Origin of the sequence: Salmonella sp. 32020114201800008SM, assembly GCF_017572025.1 — a bacterium.
GTDB classification, from domain to species: domain Bacteria; phylum Pseudomonadota; class Gammaproteobacteria; order Enterobacterales; family Enterobacteriaceae; genus Salmonella; species Salmonella enterica.
In genome coordinates this window covers 49,180-69,185 of record NZ_JAGEQM010000012.1, presented here as the reverse complement: position 1 = coordinate 69,185, position 20,006 = coordinate 49,180, and the positions used below count along the sequence as shown (strand labels likewise).

Genomic DNA, 20,006 nt, shown 5'->3' with positions numbered 1-20,006 from the left:
GCGGCAACTCAACCCATTTCACCCGCGGCGCATAAATGTCAACGCCTTCACTGACCCGCAGATTATGGCTGGCCTTCGCCCTGATGGCGGCACTCACCCTGCTCAGCACCGTGATCGGCTGGATAAGCCTGCGCGTCATTAGTCAGGTGGAGCAAACCAATACGCAAGCGCTGCTCCCCACGATGAATATGGCCAGGCAGTTAAGCGAAGCCAGCGCTTACGAGCTCTTCTCCGCGCAAAATCTGACCAATGCCGACAGTGAGGGCGTTTGGCTGGCGCAGGGGAAGATGCTGAAAGCGCAAAGCCTTAAAATTAACCATCTTTTGCAGGCATTAAGCGAGCAGGGGTTTAATACCTCGGCCATCGCCCGGCAAGAAAAAGAGATTGCGCAAACGCTTGGGCAACAGGGAACGCTGGTCGGTGAAATTCTCACGCTGCGCGCACAGCAACAGCAGTTAAGCCGCCAGATTGCGGAGGCGGCGGAAAGCATTGCCGCCCAGGCTCACGGTCAGGCCAATAATGCAGCGACATCTGCGGGCGCCACCCAGGCCGGTATTTACGATCTTATCGAAAGCGGTAAAGGGGATCAGGCTGAACGCGCGCTTGACCGACTGATTGATATCGACCTTGAGTATGTGAATCAGATGAATGAGTTGCGGGTCAATGCCCTGCAGTTTAAGCAGCTCATTGTGACCTTAAAAGACGCGCAAGGGCTGAGCGATGCCGAAGACACCGATGAAAAACTTAATCAGTTGGTTAAAATTTTATCCCGCCGCCAGCAGCGTATAGAAGATCCTACCGTTCGCGCCCAAATCGCCGACGCGCTGGAGAAAATAAACCAGTACACCACACTGGTTACCCTGTTTCGTAAGGAAAACGCCATCCGCGACCAGCTTCAAACGCTTATGGCCAATAACCTCTTTCAGTTTACCCGCTTCAGTACGGAAGTGTCGCAGTTGGTGAACGCCATCGAAAAACGAAACGAGGCTGGGTTAGCGCGTCTTACACACGCCAGTCAGCGTGGGCAAATAGGGTTAGTGATCTTAGGTATCCTGGCGCTGTGCTCATTAAGTTTTATTCTTTGGCGAGTGGTTTACCGTTCCGTATCCCGCCCGCTGGCGCAACAAACGCAGGCCTTACAGCGGTTACTGGAGGGCGATATTGACTCACCGTTTCCGGAGGCGGCTGGCGTCAGCGAACTGGATACCATCAGCCGTCTGATGGAAGCGTTTCGCGCCAACGTGCGCAAATTAAACCGCCATCGTGAGGATTTGGCGGAACAGGTGCGTTCGCAAACGGCGGAGCTTCATGCGCTGGTGCTGGAACACCGGCAGGCGCGCGCCGAAGCGGAAAAGGCCAACGAGGCGAAATCGACGTTCCTTGCCGCCATGAGCCATGAAATTCGCACGCCGCTTTACGGCATTCTCGGTACGGTACAATTGCTGGCCGATAAACCGCTCATGGCAAACTACCGCGACGACTTACAGGCCATTAATGATTCAGGCGAATCGCTACTGGCGATTCTTAACGATATTCTTGATTACTCAGCGATTGAAGTAGGCGGCACCAACGTTTCCATTAGCGAGGAACCGTTTGAACCGCGACAATTGTTGAATAGCGCGCTGCATTTAATGCACAGCCGCGTGCAGGTGGCGCTCATCACCGACTTTAGCGAGCAACTCCCTTCCACGCTACAAGGCGATCCGCGCCGGATACGTCAAATTGTGATTAATCTTTTAAGTAATGCGGCGAAATTTACCGATCGCGGCAGCATAGTGCTGCGCACGTTTTGCGACGATCAGAGCTGGTTTATTGAGGTTGAAGATACCGGATGCGGTATCCCTGAAGCAAAGCTGACGGCTATTTTCAAACCGTTTGTGCAGGCGACTGGACGCCGGGGCGGGACGGGCCTGGGGCTGGCTATCAGCGCCAGCCTGGCAGAGGCGATGGGCGGGACGCTAACCGTCACCAGTACGCTTCATGTTGGCAGTTGTTTTCGCTTACAACTGCCGGTTCGCCACCCCAAACCCGCAAGCAAAAATGCGTTCAGGGAACCGATAAATCTTAACGGACTACGCCTGTTGCTGATTGAAGATAATATGCTAACGCAGCGTATTACCGCTGAAATGCTCACGGGTAAAGGGGTGAAGGTCTCAGTAGCTGAAAGCGCGAATGACGCGCTACGCTGTTTAGCCGAAGGCGAGTCCTTTGATGTCGCGCTGGTGGATTTTGATTTACCGGATTATGACGGCTTAACCCTGGCGCAGCAGTTGATGAGTCAGTATCCCGCCATGAAACGCATTGGTTTTAGCGCGCATGTGATAGACGATAATCTTCGTCAGCGTACCGCCGGTCTTTTCTGCGGGATTATTCAAAAGCCCGTTCCCCGCGAGGAGCTTTACCGCATGATAGCGCACTATTTACAGGGCAAATCTCACAACGCGCGGGCGATGCTGAATGAACATCAGCTTGCCGGCGATATGGCGTCTGTCGGCCCGGAAAAACTCCGGCAATGGATCGCGTTATTCAAAGACAGCGCGCTGCCTTTAGTCGAGGAGATCGAGGCGGCGCGCGCCATGAATGACGACGTTAACATTAAGCGGCTGGCGCATAAATTAAAAAGCGGCTGCGCCAGCCTGGGGATGACTCAGGCAACCGAAGCCTGTCGGGAGCTGGAATTGCAACCGCTTAGCGATATAGATATTAAAACTATCGTGACGCAGGGAGTGACGGCGCTCGACGCATGGATAGCCGATCATCCTTCGCCATAATAGCTTCCGGCTCGCCACGGCCAACTTATCCGACGCGTTTCACATCGCCCACTAACAGGATGTAAGACAGCGCTCCCAGCAGGGCCACAACGGAGATATAGACCAGCGCCGGAGCAAAACCGTAGCTTTGCGCCAGATAACCAATCACTAACGGTACGCTAATCCCGCCCAACCCACCGATAAAGTTAAACATACCGCCGGTAAGGCCAATCAACCGCATCGGCGCAAGGGAAGAGATTAACGACCAGGTAATGGACGCAAATCCATTGCCGAAGAAAGCTATCGCCATCAATGCCATAATCCACAACGGATCGTTAGTGTAGTTAGCGCCCATAATGCACGTGGAGATGAGCAAACCGCAAATAATCGGCGTTTTGCGCGCCACGCCCAGCGAGAAGCCTTTTTTCACCAGTTTATCCGCCAGCCAGCCGGAGAGCAGTACGCCAAAAAAGGCAGCCAGGAACGGTACGGTCGTCATAAAGCCCGCTTTTAGCGCGGTAATGCCTTTTTCCTGGGTCAGATAATTAGGGAACCAGGTCAGAAAGAACCATAGCGTAGAGTTTACGGCGAACTGACCGAGGTAGACGCCCACCAGCTTACGATGGAACACCAGTTTCCAGTCGGCTTTCGTCAGCGGCTGGCGGGCCTCTTTTTTCGCTGGCGCATCGCCATCCACCAGACCACCGCCATCGCGAATATACTCCAACTCCGCCTGGCTAAGGCTTTTCGTCAAACGCGGCGGTTGATAAACCTTAAACCAGACCAATGACCAGATAATCCCGATACCGCCGGTGACGATAAAGACCCAGTGCCAGCTCAGCATTTCCTGAATCCAGATCAGCAGCGGCGTAAGGAATGCCAGTCCGACGAACTGTCCGGAGGTGTAGAACCCGACTGCGGATGCGCGCTCATGCTCCGGAAACCAGCTAGTGACCATCCGGTTATTTGCCGGAAAGGCCGGCGCCTCGAAAATCCCGGTAATAGCGCGCAGGCCGATAAGCGACAATAGTCCCGTCGCAAACCCCTGCAATAGCGTCGCGACTGACCAGCCGAAGATAGCGATAAAATAGGTCAGCCGGGACCCAATACGGTCGAGAAACCAGCCGCCGGGGATCTGGCATAACGTATAGAGCCAGGCAAAAGCGGAGAAGACATAGCCCATTTCCGCTTTGGTAATACCGAATTCTTTTTGAATATGCATGGAAGCCACGGCAAGGTTGGCGCGATCGACGTAGCAAATCACCACAGTAATAAAGATCATCACCAGCGTCAGATAGCGGCGACGCCCCGGCTGTGCTGCTGTAACTGAAATATCCATCGTCATCTGTCTCCAGATTCTGGGCATAGCGAGGCCGCTCACCATGCCCTGTAAATTACAGAGGGTGTGTTTTTATATTTAAATTGGGTTGCCCGGAGGGCGACGTTTGTTGAGCCTACAGCGTGGCGATCACCACTCGGCTACCGATCCGTCAGCGTGCCGCCACAACGGATTACGCCAGTCCGGCGCGCTTTTGCTAAGTTCAATCACCCTGGCCTCGTCAATGTCTACGCCAAGACCCGGTTTGGTTAAGGGTTTAAAGAAGCCGCCGTCCATGCTGAAGTCTTCTTTATTTTTCACAAAGTCGAGCAGCTCCGCGCCCTTGTTATAGTGAATGCCCATACTCTGTTCCTGGAATACCGCGTTGCGCGAAACAAAATCGATATGCAGGCAGGCAGCCAGGGCGATTGGACCCAGCGGGCAATGCGGCGCCAGCGCCACATCATATGCTTCCGCCATTCCGGCGATTTTATAGCATTCGGTAATGCCGCCCGCGTGGGATAAATCCGGCTGTAGAATCGCCAGCCCACCCGCGTCCAGCACGCGTTTAAATTCAAAACGCGAGAACATACGCTCGCCTGCAGCAATCGGAATATGCGTTTGCGCCGCCAGGCGCGGATAATATTCCGCCTGTTCCGCCAGCACCGGCTCTTCAATAAACAGCGGGCGATAGGGTTCCAGTTCTTTAATCAGTACCTTCGCCATCGGCGCGCTAACGCGACCGTGGAAGTCGAGCCCAAACTCAATTTCACTGCCGAAAGCTTCGCGGATTTGCGCCACGGTATTGACCGCCGCATCCACCGCACGGGAATTATCAATCACGCCCATCTCTTCACAGCCGTTCAGCTTGAAGGTGTCAAAACCAATACCGCGCAATTTTTCAATACCGTCAATGACGTCTGCCGGACGATCGCCGCCCACCCAGCTATAGGCCTTGATTTTGTCGCGCACCAGGCCGCCCATGAGCTGCCAGACCGGCGCATTCAACACCTTGCCTTTGATATCCCACAATGCCTGGTCAATACCGGCGATGGCGCTCATCATAATCGGGCCGCCGCGATAAAAACCGGCCCGGTACATTACCTGCCACAGGTCGTTGATACGCGCCGGATCTTTCCCTATCAGGTAGTCGGCAAACTCATGTACTGCCGCCTCTACAGTACGTGCCCGACCTTCAATGACCGGCTCTCCCCAGCCAACCACGCCTTCATCCGTTTCGATTTTCAGGAACATCCAACGTGGAGGTAAACGGTACGTGGTGATGTGAGTTATTTTCATTTCACTGCCTCTCGATACGCATTAACAAATGCCGCAGCCTGCTGCGCGGTGCGTTCAACGGATTGCCCGGCGCGATAGAGATCGCTACCCAGTCCCGCGCCCACACAGCCGGCTTTAATCCATTGCGCCAGGTTTTCCGGCGTCACGCCGCCGACGGCAAATAGCGGAACATCCGGCGGAAGTACCGCTTTCAGCGCGCTGATGTAGCCCGGACCAAACGCCGACGACGGGAAAATTTTTAACGCCTGTGCGCCTGCATCCAGCGCAGCAAAGGCTTCTGTTGCCGTGGCGCAGCCCGGACACACGGTCATGCCATAGCTCACTGCCCGGCGGATCACCTCCGGTTGGATATTTGGCGTGACGACCAGCTTGCAGCCCATCCCGGCAAGCTGGTCTACCTGTTCCGGTTTCAGTACGGTACCAGCGCCAATAAGCGCCCTGCCGCCATACGCCTTCACCACGGAAGAAATGCTTTTTTCCCACTGTGGGGAGTTAAGCGGAATTTCTATAGCGTCAAATCCCGCATCCACCACCGCGCCAACGTGCGCCAGGGCATCATCGGGCGTAATACCGCGTAAGATAGCGATGAGAGGGAGATTAGTTTGCCACTGCATGAGCGATGCTCCTTATTCCAGCCTGAAATGCCATATCGCCATCCACGGTTGAAACATCACGCCCAATAGCACGAAACGCCTGTTGGTAACGTGAGATCAGCGCGGGTCCAGCGACGAGAGTGATAGCCTGTTGCGCCGCGAAGGATTCGCTCATGCTGGCGACTTCCGCACCAATCAACAGGCCGGAGAGGAAGTCGCTGACCTGCTCACGCGCAAGATGTCCCAACACGTGCGAGGCGCGAACCTCAAAAAGAGAAGGCAGGACGGCAGGAGAATTAAGACCGCGCTCCAGCCCCGCGGCATAGGCGTCGCCAGAAGCTTCCTGTTCCGGCAAACCAGCCCCGACCAGCGAGTGACGCAGCAACAAGTGATGGAGTTCGCCTGTCATCACAGTACGAAAATCATGAATTTGTTGCGTATCAGTCTGTACCCATTTGCAATGCGTGCCGGGCATGACATAGACAGAAGAAGGAGAAAGTTCGCGGGCGCCAAGCAGTTGCGTCTCTTCGCCGCGCATCACGTTGTGGTTATCCTCGCGTGAGACACACAATCCGGGGATGATCCAGATGTTGTCGCCAACGGCGGTTAACTGTTCGCCAATAGCGGAGAACAGGGCGGGAACCGGCAGATAAGGCGCATTTTGCCAGCCTACGTTACTGCCGATCATGCCCGCCATTACCACGGGGGTGGCGCTGTCGCGCCAGTGTGTTGTGACTTCTGCTAACACCGCGTCAGGAGATTTACCGTTCAGGCGTGTAACGCCTGCTTCTGATTGCCTGCTCTCCAGGCATTTGTCGCCCTGGTAAAGCCAGGCGCGCAGATTGGTCGATCCCCAGTCAATTGCGATGTAGCGAGCTGTCATGTGATTTCCTTTAACCTTCGTGTCGAGCTGGCGATCATGGTTAATGCCGCCTGCTCTGCCGCATCGCCATCCTGATGCCGTATCGCATCGAATAGCGCCTTATGTTCCTGGAGCGTTTTCGGCATGTTGGCCGCATCGCCCATCCAGGTCCGTTCAAATACCGCTCGCTGTAGCGAGCTGATCGCTACATTTAACTGTTGCAGCACCGGGTTATGCACCGACTGCAACACTGCTTCGTGATAGCGAATATCCGCCTCGTTAAACGCTTCCCGGTCCTGGTTGTTGGCAATCATGTCGTTTAGCGCCGACTCAATTTCAGCCAGATCGCTTGATGTTGCCCGTTCCGCCGCCCAGCGTGCTATTGCTGGCTCCACCAGGTTTCGTATTTCGCTCATCGCGCTGATAAGCCTCGGGTCGTAGTCGTTTTCCAGCACCCATTGCAGCACGTCGGTATCGAGATAATTCCACTGGTTACGCGGTGCGATAAACGCGCCGCGATAGCGCTTCATTTCAATTAGCCGCTTCGCCATAAGCGAACGAAACACTTCGCGAATGATGTTGCGAGACGTTTCAAACTCCTCGCACAGATCCGCTTCCGCTGGCAGCGCCGAACCGGGTACGTATTTACCGCTGACAATCTGTTTGCCCAGCGTGATAACGATGCGATCAGTTTTATTGAGAGTCATAGAGAGTCCTTGTGCTCGATGTGAACTCTCTTACTTTACCGCGATAGCTGAATTACGCCGCAATTTTGTAGTACTAGCGTGATATCAACCGTCGTTATCATGTCATTAATGTAGTACAACACAATTATGTTGTACTACAATTTAGATCACAAAAACGACAACTGGTTATGGGAACGTTATAAGACGTAAACGAAAGACATAAAAAAACCCGCAGCAAGTGCGGGTCGTTAAGCGCGTATTTGCCCGATGGCGACTATGCCTTATCGGGCGGGGAAATGGCCGGATGAGTGATCGGGGTTCAGCACAAATTTTTCAATCGCCCAGGCAACACCATCTTCAAGGTTCGATTTAGTCACAAAGTTAGCCACCTCTTTGACCGACGGAATGGCGTTGTCCATTGCCACGCCCATGCCGGCGTATTCGATCATCGCAATGTCGTTTTCCTGATCGCCAATCGCCATCACCTCCTCTGGCTTAATACCCAGCGCCTCGGCCAGTGATTTTACGCCGGTGCCTTTATTAACCCGTTTATCGAGAATTTCAAGGAAGTACGGCGCACTTTTCAGCACGGTATACTTTTCCTTCACCTCTGCCGGTATACGCGCAATCGCCCGGTCGAGAACGGCAGGCTCATCGATCATCATAACTTTCAGGAACTGGGTGTTCGGGTCCATCTTCTCCGCTTCACAAAATACCAGCGGAATGGTCGCTACATACGACTCATGCACCGTGTAGTAGCTGATATCGCGGTTAGCGGTATAAAGCGTATTTCGGTCTAATGCGTGGAAGTGAGAACCCACCTCACGGGACAGTTTTTCCAGGTAACGGTAGTCATCATAGCTGAGCGCCGTTTGCGCAACCGTACTGCCGTCCCCTGCTTTCTGCACCAGCGCCCCGTTATAGGTAATGCAATAATCGCCGGGCTGTTCCATGTGAAGTTCTTTCAGGTAACTGTGCACACCCGCATACGGACGGCCTGTGGTCAGCACCACGTTTACCCCTTTTTCACGCGCAGCGGCAATCGCGTTTTTAACCGCCGGAGAAATGGTGTGATCGGGCAGCAGAAGGGTGCCATCCATGTCGATAGCAATAAGTTTAATAGCCATGAAATCCCCGCATTAAATGAGTCCTGACTCATGCTAACGCGATTCCGCTCAAAAAACAGTAAAGAATCCGAGAGAAAGGGGGATAAGATTCACAAACGGGATTCCCCTTTTCAGGCCGTATTCTCCCTCCTGATGTATTAGATAACCTCATTAATCAAACAGAAAATACCGTTTTTCTAAAAGAATGTGTATTGCTACTTTGGACATCATCACTTAGAGCCTAATGGGATTGGTTCTTAATCAGTAAAAATCAACAAAAACTTATATTTTAAAATAACCTTATCCGATGAGAAGGAGATCGCTAATGTCGATGGCCCTTACCGCCCCCCCAACCAGGAAAAGATTTTTAATCGTTGCCTGTCTGTTTATTGGAATATTTATTGCTTATCTCGATCGCGTTAATGTTTCGGTATTAGCCGCGAATGAACCCTTCTTAGCCTATATGGGTATTGAAGGTATGCCATTGCAAATCGGCATGATGATGACCGTCTTTCTGGCCGCTTATGGTATCGCTAACGTTGTATTATCACCGCTTGGTGATTATCTCGGCCCCAGAAAAGCGATGATGCTTTGTATCCTAATCTGGACCATCGCCTTAATGATTGGCGGAGTTGCGACATCGTTTGCATTAATTATTATTTGCCGCATATTACTGGGTATCGGAGAGGGTTTTTATTATCCGCTGCAAAGCGTATTTATTAAAAACTGGTTTCCGAAGCAGGAGCGTGGCCGGGCAAACGCAGCGTGGATCGTCGGCCAGTCGGTCGCGCCCGCCATTGCGATGCCTTTTTTCACCTGGTGGATAGGCACCCACGGCTGGCGTTCCAACTTCTTTTTATGCGCCGCTCTCGGGTTAATTCCACTCTGGCTGCTATGGCGATATGTTGCTGATAAACCAGAACAACTTAAAGGTATCAGCGAGCAGGAACTGGCTTATATCAAAGCCGGGCAGGAAACGGAAAGCGCAGGCAGCAGCGAAAGTTTTATGTTGCGGGTAAAACCGGTGATTACCAACTATTGCTACTGGTTGCTGGTGCTATGGTACCTGTGTCTGCAATGCCTATACTGGGGGATGATTACCTGGCTGCCAACCTATCTTAAATCAGCCAGAGGATTTAGCTGGGCAGAAATGGGCTGGCTGGCGTCGCTGCCATTTGTCTTGTCGATATTTTCCAAAGCCGCCGCGGGCGTCTTCGTCGATAAAATAGGACGCAGCGCCCCCATATTAATGGTGTTAATGTTTTTCGCCGGTATCAGTATCTATTTCGGCACAATAACCGAACACAAATATATGTCAGCGGTACTACTCTCCTTCGCCGTCGCTTTTTGCACGATGGGTACGCCTGTTGCGTGGACATTATTACAAGGGATGGTGTCCGGGAAATCTATTTCCGCCGCCAGCGGCGTAATGAACGGCGTCGCGAACGGCCTGTCATCATTATCACCAGTATTTATCGGATTATTTATCTCTATTACAGGAACTTATACCGGCGGCTTATTATGTCTGGTTTTCATCAGCGCTATCGCCGTGGTATCTGCATTCGTTTTAACGATTAAAAAATATTAATCACAAGGAGTAAATGATGAAAATTACCAGCATTGATATTATTGATGTTGCTAATGATTTTGCGTCCGCCACCAGCAAATGGCGTCCGGTGGTGGTAAAAATTAATACCGACGAGGGCATTTCCGGTTTTGGCGAAGTCGGGCTGGCTTACGGCGTCGGCGCCTCTGCGGGCATCGGCATGGCAAAAGATTTAGCCTCCATTATCATCGGCATGGACCCGATGAATAACGAAGCTATCTGGGAAAAGATGCTCAAAAAAACCTTCTGGGGGCAGGGCGGCGGCGGCATCTTTTCCGCAGCAATGAGCGGTATTGATATCGCGCTGTGGGATATCAAAGGTAAAGCGTGGGGTGTGCCGCTGTATAAGATGCTCGGCGGAAAAAGCCGCGAGAAAATAAGAACCTATGCCAGCCAGCTACAGTTTGGCTGGGGGACGGTAGCGATAAAGATATGCTGACCGAGCCGGAACAGTATGCACAGGCGGCGCTGACCGCCGTCAGCGAAGGCTATGACGCGATAAAAGTGGATACCGTCGCAATGGATCGCCACGGCAACTGGAACCAGCAAAACCTCAACGGGCCGCTCACCGACAAAATCCTGCGCCTGGGCTACGACCGTATGGCCGCCATTCGCGATGCGGTCGGCCCGGACGTTGATATCATCGCCGAAATGCACGCTTTTACGGATACCACCTCGGCGATTCAGTTTGGCCGCATGATAGAAGAGCTGGGCATCTTCTACTACGAGGAACCGGTCATGCCGTTAAACCCCGGACAAATGAAACAAGTGGCTGATAAAGTTAATATTCCACTGGCGGCTGGCGAACGCATTTACTGGCGCTGGGGATACCGTCCTTTCCTGGAAAACGGCAGCCTGAGCGTGATCCAGCCCGATATTTGTACCTGCGGCGGCATCACCGAAGTGAAGAAAATCTGCGATATGGCGCATGTTTATGACAAAACGGTGCAAATCCACGTTTGCGGCGGGCCGATTTCCACAGCAGTGGCGCTGCATATGGAAACCGTGATCCCGAACTTCGTCATCCACGAACTGCACCGGTATGCGCTGCTGGAGCCGAATACACAGACCTGTAAATACAACTACCTGCCGAAGAACGGCATGTACGAAGTCCCGGAGCTTCCCGGCATCGGCCAGGAACTGACCGAAGAAACCATGAAAAAATCACCAACCATCACCGTAAAATAAGCCAACTGTCTGCCTGCGCCGCAGGCAGACACCCTGTATTTGCGAGTCGTATCAACGCGACCTTATCCAGCCTGAGATAAAATCCTCTCAGTAAAGGGGTAACACAGGTGGCAAATGAATTTAACTATCCGGCAATTTCGCGCGTTTCTGGCCGTCGCGGATTTGCGTAGTTTTACCGCCGCCAGCAAATATCTGTGCATCACGCAGGGAGCTGTTAGCGGTTTAATCAACGAAATGGAAAGCCAGATGGAGGTTTCCCTTTTCGACCGCACTTCGCGCGTGGTGAAGCTATCGCCCGACGGCGAAAAGTTTTTACCCGCCGCCATGCGGGTTGTTGAAGAGTTTCAACGGGCCGAAAATTATGCCCGCGACCTGAAAGAGATCAAAAAATCCCTGGTGCGGGTTGTTGGCGCGCCGCTGATCGCCTGTGCTTTTCTGCCGCAAATCATCCATGCCTTTAAGCGGCAGCATCCGCATACCCACGTACAGCTTATTGATAAGCCCATGTCGCAATTACAAAAAAGCATTATGTTGGGAGAAGCCGATTTTGGTATCGGCCCGGAGCGGCCGCTGGAACCGGAAATCGACAAACAAACGCTGTTCACAACGGAAATCGCCCTGTACTGCCATCCGGACTATCGGCTGCATAAAAAAACGGTTCGCTGGGAAGAGATTCAAAGCGAAGAGCTGATCGCCGTTGGCAACGAATCCATTCCGATGATCTCCGCGACCGCTGGCGTGCGCATTAAGCCCAAAATGACGGTGGAACATATGGCGACCGCCATGTCGCTGGCGGCGCAGTGTGAAGGCGTGGTGATCGCCGGAACCTTTTCCCGCAATTACGCCAAAAGCTACCAATTAGCGACCTGTTCGCTCACGCCTCCGCTGCGGCGCAATATGAACGTGTATTACCATGCGTGGCGCGCACAAACGCCCGCCACGCAGCGCTTTAGAGATTTTTTATTCAGCTATGTCGGAGAACATCATGATGCCCCGACCAACCAGCGGTAGGCCGGGGATTAAGGCAGGTTAAATATCGATGTTCGCCGCTTTCAGGGCGTTCTCTTCGATAAAGGCACGACGCGGCTCAACGGCATCACCCATCAGCGTGGTGAACAGCTGGTCGGCAGCAATCGCATCTTTGACGGTCACGCGCAGCATACGGCGGCTTTCCGGGTCCATGGTGGTTTCCCACAGCTGATCCGGGTTCATTTCACCCAGACCTTTATAACGCTGGATAGCCAGACCGCGACGTGATTCTTTCACCAGCCACTCCAGCGCCTGCTCGAAGCTGGTTACCGGCTGGCGACGCTCGCCGCGTTCGATGAACGCGTCCTCTTCAATCAGACCGCGCAGCTTCTCGCCCAGCGTGCAGATACGACGATATTCCGCGCCGGTCACAAACTCGTGATCCAACGGATAATCGGTATCCACGCCATGCGTACGCACGCGAACGATCGGCTCGAACAGATTCTGTTCCGTATTAGTATGAACATCGAACTTCCACTGACTGCCGTGCTGCTCTTTCTCGTTCAGCTCGGTAATCAGCGCATTCACCCAGCGCGTTACAGTCTGCTCATCAGAAAGATCGGCTTCGGTCAGAGTTGGCTGATACACCAGCTCTTTGAGCAGCGCTTTCGGGAAGCGACGCTCCATACGACCAATCATTTTCTGCGTGGCGTTATATTCAGAGACCAGTTTTTCTAACGCTTCGCCGGATAGCGCCGGCGCATGAGCGTTCGCGTGCAGAGTCGCACCGTCAAGCGCGATGGAAATCTGGTACTGATCCATCGCTTCGTCGTCTTTAATGTACTGTTCCTGCTTGCCTTTCTTCACTTTGTACAGCGGCGGCTGCGCAATGTAGACGTGGCCACGCTCGACAATTTCCGGCATCTGACGATAGAAGAAGGTCAACAGCAGCGTACGGATGTGCGAGCCGTCGACGTCCGCATCGGTCATGATGATGATGCTGTGATAGCGCAGCTTGTCCGGGTTGTACTCGTCGCGACCGATACCGCAGCCCAGCGCGGTGATCAGCGTCGCCACTTCCTGGGAGGAAAGCATCTTGTCGAAGCGCGCTTTCTCGACGTTAAGGATTTTACCTTTCAGCGGCAGAATCGCCTGGTTCTTGCGGTTACGCCCCTGCTTCGCAGAGCCGCCCGCGGAGTCCCCTTCCACCAGGTACAGTTCGGACAGCGCCGGGTCGCGTTCCTGACAGTCCGCCAGTTTGCCCGGCAGACCGGCTAAATCGAGCGCGCCTTTACGACGGGTCATTTCACGGGCGCGACGCGCCGCTTCACGCGCACGCGCGGCGTCGATAATTTTGCCGACGACGATTTTCGCGTCAGATGGGTTTTCCAGCAGGTATTCGCTCAGCAGTTCGTTCATCTGCTGTTCTACCGCCGATTTCACCTCGGAAGAGACCAGCTTATCTTTGGTCTGTGAGGAGAATTTCGGATCCGGTACTTTTACGGAAACCACCGCAATCAGACCTTCACGGGCATCGTCGCCGGTGGCGCTGACTTTGGCTTTTTTGCTGTAGCCTTCTTTGTCCATGTAGGCGTTCAGCGTACGGGTCATCGCCGCACGGAAGCCTGCAAGGTGAGTACCGCCGTCGCGCTGCGGAATGTTGTTGGTAAAGCAGTAGATGTTTTCCTGGAAACCATCGTTCCACTGCAGCGCTACTTCCACGCCGATACCGTCTTTTTCGGTGGAGAAATAGAAGATATTCGGGTGGATCGGCGTTTTATTCTTGTTCAGATATTCAACAAACGCCTTGATGCCGCCTTCGTAGTGGAAATGATCTTCTTTGCCATCGCGCTTGTCGCGCAGGCGGATGGAGACGCCTGAGTTCAGGAATGACAGTTCACGCAGGCGTTTCGCCAGGATCTCATATTCAAATTCAGTGACGTTGGTGAAGGTTTCGTGGCTCGGCCAGAAACGTACCATCGTGCCGGTTTTATCGGTATCGCCAGTGACGGCCAGGGGTGCCTGCGGCACGCCGTGCTCGTAGATCTGACGGTGAATTTTGCCATCTCGCTGGATAACCAGTTCCAGTTTTTGCGACAGAGCGTTGACTACCGAGACGCCCACGCCGTGCAGACCGCCGGAGACTTTATAGGAGTTATCGTCAAATTTACCGCCCGCGTGCAGAACGGTCATGATCACTTCCGCCGCCGAGACGCCTTCTTCCGGGTGAATCCCGGTCGGAATGCCACGGCCATCATCCGTTACGGACACGGAGTTATCGGCGTGAATAGTCACGACGATATCTTTACAGTGACCTGCGAGCGCTTCGTCGATAGCGTTATCTACCACCTCGAATACCATGTGGTGCAGACCGGTGCCGTCATCCGTGTCGCCGATATACATACCCGGGCGCTTACGCACCGCATCCAGCCCTTTCAGGACTTTGATACTGGAGGAGTCATAAGAATTCGACATCAACGTTTCTCGCTCATTTAATCTTGGGTTAATCCGTTATTTTACCCTTTTCCACGGTAAACATCTTCGAATTTTCATCCGACATGTCTATAACGTGTTCAGCGCTAATTGCGCTGACAAAGACCTGCGATTGCGTGGCTTTTAAGCGGCTGGCCAGCAGTCCGCGACGCGCATCGTCAAGTTCAGAGGCAAAATCATCTATCAGGTACAGGCAGCGCCGCCCGCTTTCGCGGGTGAGGAACTCGCCCTGCGCCAGACGTAAGGCGCACATCAATAACTTTAGCTGCCCGCGCGACAGGGTATCTTCCACCGGCGCGCCGTCGGCGCGAATGCGAAAGTCCGCTTTATGCGGCCCGTGCGCGGTGTAGGTCAACATACGGTCACGCTCAAAGCTTCGCTCCAGCACGTCCGCATAGTCTGTCTCTTTCTCCCAGCCGCGCTGGAAAGAGAACGTCAGGGAAAATTCAGGTAAAAACTGCTGACAGGTATCCGCCATGTCCTGTGCGATAGCGCTACTGTACTCCGCCCGCCAGGTACTAATTTGTTCCGCCAGCGGAATCAGCTCTTTATCCCACGGGCGCAATTGCTCATAACGACTCACCTGGCGCAGCGCGGCATTACGCTGTTTCAGCAATCGTTTCAGGTTGCTCCAGGCGGTGAAGAATCCGGCTTCGTTGTGAAAGCATCCCCAGTCAAGGAACGCTCTTCTGTATTTGGGGCCGCCGTTGAGTAAAGTAAACCCCTCCGGCGTAATCAACTGCATCGGCATTAAATGCGCCAGCTCCGCGATCTTGTGACCGTCGGTACCATCGATACGGACTTTGCTGTCGCCCTGCTTATCTTTGGTTAAACCAATCGACGTCTCACGCTCTTCGCCCTGTAATCGCCCGTGAAGAACAAACGCTTCCTGCTCATGACGAATCACGCGGCCAGGCTGCAAACTGCGAAACGCCCGACCATGGCCAAGCGTATAGATAGCTTCCAGCACGCTGGTTTTGCCGCTGCCGTTGGCGCCAACCAGGAAGTTAAAGCCGGGGGATAAAGCGAGATCCGCATTTTCTATGTTGCGGAAGTCTTTGATTAAAAGGCGCGTCAGTGACATATATTAGTACATTCGTCCAGGGGCGTGTGTGTCGCAGCCAGTTCGTCTACCGCCAGCGCGCAGAAAGCGGAGCGTACACGAAGTACGTGAGCATTTCGAGCACTGCCGGGAGGCGAAATGGCAAGTAAACCAGCCCCTTTTCAGATTCTACAGCCTCATTGGCATAACAACGTAGGCAGCCGACTGTGACGCCGCATCTTCAATCTGTACGCTGGATACGGAATCCGTCAGCATAATGCGCACGGTTTCGCACTTCAGCGCATTGAGCACGTCCAGCACGTAACTGACGTTAAAGCCGATTTCCATCTCCGTCCCGCCATAGCTCACGTCCAGAATCTCTTCCGCTTCTTCCTGTTCCGGGTTATTGGCGGTGATTTTGAGCTGATTCTCACTGACGTACAGACGCACGCCGCGGAATTTCTCATTCGAGAGGATTGCCGCGCGGGCAAACGCCTGCTTGAGGATATCGCAGCCCGCTTCCAGATGTTTATCCGGATTCTTCGGCAGAACGCGACGGTAATCCGGGAAGCGACCATCCACCAGCTTCGAGGTAAAGATAAAGTCGCCGACGTGCGCGCGGATATTATTACTGCCGATCTGCACGCGCAGCGGGTTTTCGCCACCGTCGAGCATACGCATCAGTTCAATCACGCCTTTACGCGGCACAATCACCGAATGGCTGGGTAAAGACGCTTCCAGCGGCATTGAGCACACCGCCAGGCGGTGGCCGTCGGTCGCGACAGTGCGCAGTTCGCTACCTTCCGTTTCAAACAGCATACCGTTTAAGTAGTAGCGCACATCCTGATGGGCCATCGAAAACTGGGTCGCTTCAATCAGGCGCTTCATCGTGGCTTGCGGCAGCGTAAATTCAACTTCGCTTTGCCAGTCGTCAAGATTCGGGAAATCGGCGGCAGGCAGCGTAGACAGCGAGAAGCGGCTACGGCCAGAACGCACCAGCATCCGATCGCCTTCCAACTGAACGGCAATCTCCGCGCCCTCCGGCAGGCCGCGGCAGATATCAAAGAATTTCCGCGCCGGCACGGTAGTGGCGCCTGGCTCATGCGGCTGAGAAAGCGTAACGCGCGCGACCATCTCCATTTCAAGATCGGTGCCGGTCAGAGAAAGCGTACCGTCCGCTACCTGGAGGAGCAGGTTACCGAGAATCGGCAGCGTAGGACGACCGCCCAGCGGGCCGCTGACCTGCTGAAGCGGTTTTAATAAATGTTCACGTTCAACGGTAAATTTCATAGGATCACGACGACAATGTTCTGATTAAATTCGAAAAATCTTCTTTGATATCGTGGCTTTCTTCACGCAGTTGCTCAATTTTACGACAGGCATGAAGTACGGTAGTGTGGTCGCGCCCGCCAAACGCATCGCCGATTTCCGGCAGACTGTGGTTGGTGAGCTCTTTTGCCAGCGCCATAGCCATCTGGCGCGGACGTGCTACCGAGCGAGATCGACGCTTAGAAAGCAGATCCGCAATTTTGATTTTGTAATACTCGGCCACCGTCTTCTGAATATTGTCGATGGTGACCAGTTTTTCCTGCAACGCCAGTAAATCGCGCAGCGCTTCGCGCACAAAGTCGATAGTAATCGCCCGGCCGGTAAAGTTGGCATTGGCGATCACCCGGTTCAGCGCGCCTTCCAGTTCACGTACGTTAGAGCGTAGACGCTTGGCGATAAAGAACGCTACTTCGCCTGGCAGACGAATATCATTTTCGTCCGCTTTTTTCATCAGGATCGCCACGCGGGTTTCCAGCTCTGGTGGTTCGATCGCCACTGTTAGCCCCCAACCAAAGCGGGACTTGAGACGATCCTCAACGCCGTTGATCTCTTTCGGATAGCGATCCGACGTCAAAATGATCTGCTGATTGCCTTCCAGCAGAGCGTTAAAGGTGTGGAAAAACTCTTCCTGGGATCGTTCTTTATTGGCGAAGAATTGAATATCGTCGATCAGCAATGCGTCAACGGAGCGGTAGTAGCGTTTAAACTCTTCGATGGCGTTATTTTGCAGGGCTTTTACCATGTCCTGCACAAAGCGCTCGGAGTGCATATACACGACTTTCGCGTTGGGTTTGCGCGCCATAATGCCGTTACCCACCGCGTGCAGCAGGTGAGTTTTACCCAGACCAGTGCCGCCATAGAGGAATAACGGGTTATAAGCGCCGCCAGGATTATCCGCCACCTGACGTGCCGCCGCGCGCGCCAGTTGGTTGGATTTACCTTCGACGAAGTTATCAAATGTATGCTTAACATTGACGTTGGAGCGGTAGGTCGGCTCCGCCGGCGCTGGTACGTTATCCCAGCCCGAACGGGCCGCAGGCGCTACGCGCTGCGGCTGCGCCGTCGTTGTCTGCGCAGGCGCGACAACGTTATGCACAGGCGTTTTTAGCGTTTGCGTAACGGGCTTTGTTCCCACTTCAAAACGCAGTTGTGGGGCATCCGCGCCGCAGAATGTGTTGAGTAATCCATTGATATTGTTGAGGTACTTATCTCTTACCCAATCGAGCACAAAACGGTTTGGCGCATACAAAGCCAGCGTGTTATCGCTCAGTTCCGCCTGCAACGGGCGTATCCACATACTGAATTCTGTGGCTGGTAACTCATCCTGCAATCGGGCAAGACACTGCTGCCAAAGCGAAAGTGACACGGCGGACTCCACTCGAACAAAAGTCGATAAATGACAAAGGCTGATACATTAATGATTGTTGGCGCACGTCGATAAGACCCTGCATGAAGGGTGACGCACGAACCGCTGTCTGCGGTTTTCACGGATCTTTCAAACGATCGCGACTTCACGCAGTCTGAAAGATTTCGTGTTCATGCCTGACCAGGATCGTTTGAAACGATCAGGACCGCGGATCATAGCCTAAACTGAGCAAGAGATCTTCTGTTTCTCACAGATTCTTCCCGATTTATCCACAGGACTTTCCAGGAAAGGATAAGTGTAATCGATCCTGGGGAACTCCTGTACGCTTTCGCGCGCATATTGAAAAAATTAATAGGTAAAGGTGAGCAGACGCCTAAAAGATCGCATAAAGATCCAGGGCGATCCTTGCGCTTTACCTGGCAGTCCGTATAATTCTCCACCCGTCGCGCAATGCCCGTCATATGGCGTCAACGCTGCTTATTTTCCGCACAAAAAGGCGTGGAAAATCGCGGGAAAATAAGGAAAGAGAATTGACTCCGGAGTGTACAATTATTACAATCCGGCCTCTTTAATCACCCACACTGTGGCGTAAGTCGTTCAAAGTTTGTTCGGGTATACGCAAAAGTCAGTGAATTTATTCAAGTTTAGGTAGAAATCGCCATGAAACGCACTTTTCAACCGTCTGTACTGAAGCGCAACCGTTCTCACGGCTTCCGTGCTCGTATGGCTACTAAAAATGGTCGTCAGGTTCTGGCACGTCGTCGTGCTAAAGGCCGCGCTCGTCTGACCGTTTCCAAGTAATAAAGCTAACCCCTGAGTGGTTAAGCTCGCATTTCCCAGGGAGTTACGTTTGTTAACTCCCGCTCATTTCACATTCGTCTTCCAGCAACCTCAACGGGCTGGCACGCCGCAAATCACCATCCTCGGCCGCCTGAATTCGCTGGGGCATCCCCGTATCGGTCTTACCGTCGCCAAGAAAAATGTTCGACGTGCGCATGAACGCAACCGGATTAAACGTCTGACGCGTGAAAGCTTCCGTCTGCGCCAGCATGAACTTCCTGCAATGGATTTCGTGGTGGTGGCGAAAAAAGGGGTTGCCGACCTCGATAACCGTGCTCTCTCGGAAGCGTTGGAAAAATTATGGCGCCGCCACTGTCGCCTGGCTCGCGGGTCCTGATAGCCCTTATTCGGGTCTATCAACGCCTGATCAGTCCGCTGCTTGGGCCGCATTGTCGTTTCACGCCAACGTGCTCAAGCTACGGAATTGAGGCATTGCGCAGGTTTGGAGTGATAAAAGGCAGTTGGTTGACGGTGAAACGCGTATTAAAATGCCACCCTTTACACCCTGGTGGTGACGATCCCGTCCCGCCCGGACCATTTGATACCAGAGAACACTAAC

The 20,006-nt window shown here is 53.4% G+C and carries 16 protein-coding genes and 1 pseudogene; 7 read left to right on the top strand and 10 right to left on the bottom strand.

From position 1 onward, the window contains the following. Nucleotides 1-35 precede the first annotated feature (35 nt). A complete protein-coding gene (gene torS, locus J4613_RS21720; RefSeq protein WP_111742177.1) occupies nt 36-2,771 on the top strand; it encodes a TMAO reductase system sensor histidine kinase/response regulator TorS in 2,736 nt (911 codons plus the stop codon). A gap of 25 nt (nt 2,772-2,796) precedes the next feature. On the opposite strand, the gene J4613_RS21715 is transcribed toward torS, so the two are convergent. The 6 genes from J4613_RS21715 to yidA all read right to left on the bottom strand — a co-directional run bounded on the left by J4613_RS21715 (nt 2,797) and on the right by yidA (nt 8,635). Then, nucleotides 2,797-4,134: an MFS transporter gene (locus J4613_RS21715; RefSeq protein WP_000253524.1), complete on the bottom strand. Its 1,338-nt coding sequence runs from the start codon at nt 4,132-4,134 to the stop codon at nt 2,797-2,799. Between the two features lie 84 nt (nt 4,135-4,218). After that, nucleotides 4,219-5,367 carry a galactonate dehydratase gene (gene dgoD, locus J4613_RS21710; RefSeq protein ID WP_000704735.1) on the bottom strand — a complete coding sequence of 383 codons (1,149 nt, stop codon included), beginning with the start codon at nt 5,365-5,367 and terminating at the stop codon, nt 4,219-4,221. Then, on the bottom strand, nt 5,364-5,981 hold the full coding sequence (locus J4613_RS21705; protein ID WP_001198744.1) for a 2-dehydro-3-deoxy-6-phosphogalactonate aldolase: 618 nt from the start codon (nt 5,979-5,981) through the stop codon (nt 5,364-5,366). Before J4613_RS21705 ends, dgoD begins: the two co-directional genes overlap by 4 nt. Further along, nucleotides 5,965-6,843 (bottom strand): 2-dehydro-3-deoxygalactonokinase, encoded by an 879-nt coding sequence (locus tag J4613_RS21700; protein ID WP_000127129.1) that lies wholly within the window; start codon nt 6,841-6,843, stop codon nt 5,965-5,967. The genes J4613_RS21705 and J4613_RS21700 overlap by 17 nt, the downstream gene beginning before the upstream one ends. Beyond that, nucleotides 6,840-7,529 (bottom strand): D-galactonate utilization transcriptional regulator DgoR, encoded by a 690-nt coding sequence (gene dgoR, locus J4613_RS21695; RefSeq protein WP_000174317.1) that lies wholly within the window; start codon nt 7,527-7,529, stop codon nt 6,840-6,842. Before dgoR ends, J4613_RS21700 begins: the two co-directional genes overlap by 4 nt. 260 nt (nt 7,530-7,789) lie before the next feature. Next, nucleotides 7,790-8,635, bottom strand: coding sequence for a sugar-phosphatase (gene yidA / locus J4613_RS21690; protein ID WP_000985570.1), 846 nt, complete (start codon nt 8,633-8,635; stop codon nt 7,790-7,792). 304 nt (nt 8,636-8,939) lie between these two features. On the opposite strand from yidA, the gene J4613_RS21685 reads away from it, so the two are divergent. From J4613_RS21685 to J4613_RS21675, 3 genes and pseudogenes are all read left to right on the top strand, one after another. Next, nucleotides 8,940-10,202 carry an MFS transporter gene (locus tag J4613_RS21685; RefSeq protein WP_000061261.1) on the top strand — a complete coding sequence of 421 codons (1,263 nt, stop codon included), beginning with the start codon at nt 8,940-8,942 and terminating at the stop codon, nt 10,200-10,202. A 13-nt stretch (nt 10,203-10,215) separates the two neighbouring features. Continuing rightward, nucleotides 10,216-11,408: pseudogene (locus J4613_RS21680) on the top strand (mandelate racemase/muconate lactonizing enzyme family protein). 114 nt (nt 11,409-11,522) lie between these two features. After that, nucleotides 11,523-12,419, top strand: a complete 897-nt coding sequence (locus J4613_RS21675; protein ID WP_001054597.1) for a LysR family transcriptional regulator — start codon at nt 11,523-11,525, stop codon at nt 12,417-12,419. A gap of 18 nt (nt 12,420-12,437) precedes the next feature. Here the strand turns inward: J4613_RS21675 and gyrB are convergent, their stop codons facing one another. From gyrB to dnaA, 4 genes are all read right to left on the bottom strand, one after another. Further along, nucleotides 12,438-14,852, bottom strand: coding sequence for a DNA topoisomerase (ATP-hydrolyzing) subunit B (gene gyrB, locus J4613_RS21670; protein WP_000072047.1), 2,415 nt, complete (start codon nt 14,850-14,852; stop codon nt 12,438-12,440). Nucleotides 14,853-14,880: 28 nt separating this feature from the next. Continuing rightward, on the bottom strand, nt 14,881-15,954 hold the full coding sequence (recF, locus tag J4613_RS21665) for a DNA replication/repair protein RecF (RefSeq protein ID WP_000060081.1): 1,074 nt from the start codon (nt 15,952-15,954) through the stop codon (nt 14,881-14,883). A gap of 147 nt (nt 15,955-16,101) precedes the next feature. Beyond that, entirely contained in the window at nt 16,102-17,202 is a 1,101-nt protein-coding gene (gene dnaN, locus J4613_RS21660) for a DNA polymerase III subunit beta (protein ID WP_000673474.1), read from the bottom strand. 4 nt (nt 17,203-17,206) lie between these two features. Beyond that, on the bottom strand, nt 17,207-18,607 hold the full coding sequence (gene dnaA / locus J4613_RS21655; RefSeq protein WP_000059093.1) for a chromosomal replication initiator protein DnaA: 1,401 nt from the start codon (nt 18,605-18,607) through the stop codon (nt 17,207-17,209). Between the two features lie 660 nt (nt 18,608-19,267). Here dnaA and rpmH point away from each other — a divergent pair. Genes rpmH through yidD form a run of 3 tightly spaced genes read left to right on the top strand, consistent with a single transcriptional unit; the run spans nt 19,268 to nt 20,005 of the window. Beyond that, nucleotides 19,268-19,408, top strand: a complete 141-nt coding sequence (gene rpmH / locus J4613_RS21650; protein ID WP_000831330.1) for a 50S ribosomal protein L34 — start codon at nt 19,268-19,270, stop codon at nt 19,406-19,408. 16 nt (nt 19,409-19,424) lie between these two features. After that, nucleotides 19,425-19,784: a ribonuclease P protein component gene (gene rnpA / locus J4613_RS21645; RefSeq protein ID WP_000239725.1), complete on the top strand. Its 360-nt coding sequence runs from the start codon at nt 19,425-19,427 to the stop codon at nt 19,782-19,784. Beyond that, nucleotides 19,748-20,005 carry a membrane protein insertion efficiency factor YidD gene (yidD, locus tag J4613_RS21640; RefSeq protein WP_001307474.1) on the top strand — a complete coding sequence of 86 codons (258 nt, stop codon included), beginning with the start codon at nt 19,748-19,750 and terminating at the stop codon, nt 20,003-20,005. Before rnpA ends, yidD begins: the two co-directional genes overlap by 37 nt. Nucleotide 20,006 lies beyond the last annotated feature (1 nt).